General features: G+C 40.2%; 1 protein-coding gene. It reads right to left on the bottom strand.

All coding sequences use genetic code 11. From position 1 onward, the window contains the following. Positions 1-316: 316 nt before the first annotated feature. Positions 317-910 (bottom strand): chymotrypsin family serine protease, encoded by a 594-nt coding sequence (locus tag IDH45_RS33725; RefSeq protein ID WP_190932548.1) that lies wholly within the window; start codon positions 908-910, stop codon positions 317-319. Positions 911-1012 lie beyond the last annotated feature (102 nt).

Below are 1012 nucleotides of genomic sequence, written 5' to 3'. Positions count from 1 at the left end.
ACCGGACCCGCCAGAGGCTCCAGGTCAAGTCGCGGCTCGGCAGTTGCTAGACTCTGGTTTCAAAGGTTACACTTTTTACTTGACAGTCTCTTGAGCACAGTTCAATCGCTTCATAGATCTCGTTAGTATACATGACAACCGCTTCTTCTTTCAGTTTCAATAGTGCCATCAAACTAACAGATATAAAAAAAGGACCTCAAATTCCACTGTAAAATGGAGTCTGAGGTCCTTTCTCTTGAGGAAAACCGGTTCTAAGTGGGGCTCATAAAATCGCAAATAACTTTTGAAACAACCCCTTTTGTTGATATCAGACTCTTTAAGGTGATGATTCTGTAATAGGTGTAATCCCTAGCGCACTCTTAACATGTGTAATCGAGCTGTATACGATACGATTAAATGAGTCTATACCACTGAGAACACCGTGTATATTGTAGGTAGTAAACATTTGATCCCCGTATATTCCTGATCCACTATCTCCATGTTCGCCTAACATATTCGCAAGCCCAACTCTTTCGAAAGTAGGAAGAAATGTGTAATCGGGATTTATTATTGTTCCACATTGTACACCAGATTTATATCCTGAGAAACAAACAGGATCTCCTGCAATAGCTTCTGATTGTTCAGTCTCGTCTATAAAGCCACCACCTAAGTTACCACCAGGTTCATATAGAAAGTATGAGGCATGCGATGGATTAGTAAGTTGAATTTTTAGAGCATCCACTTTAGCGTTATCGATGGTTTGAGTTACGGTACCAAAGTTAGTTCCACCTTGTGAAAAGGTAACACCGGTGTTTGTACTGCAGTGCCCTGCTGTAATGACAAACTTATTTCCGGAGCTATCTTTTGCACTAAACGCAATAGTACACATTTTATTTTCGGATTCGTTCTTTATAGCTAAGCCACTTTCCAAAGGCCTTTTATATATAATGGACTAAGAAATTCAGACAGCAAAAAAGGAGTAAGTTAGTTGTATGAGCACGATGCGAAGAAAGTTCACGCCTGAGCAAAAAGC

The sequence above is a fragment of the Paenibacillus oceani genome (assembly GCF_014705615.1).
GTDB lineage: Bacteria > Bacillota > Bacilli > Paenibacillales > NBRC-103111 > Paenibacillus_AB > Paenibacillus_AB oceani.
This window is presented reverse-complemented; position numbering and strand designations above follow the sequence as displayed.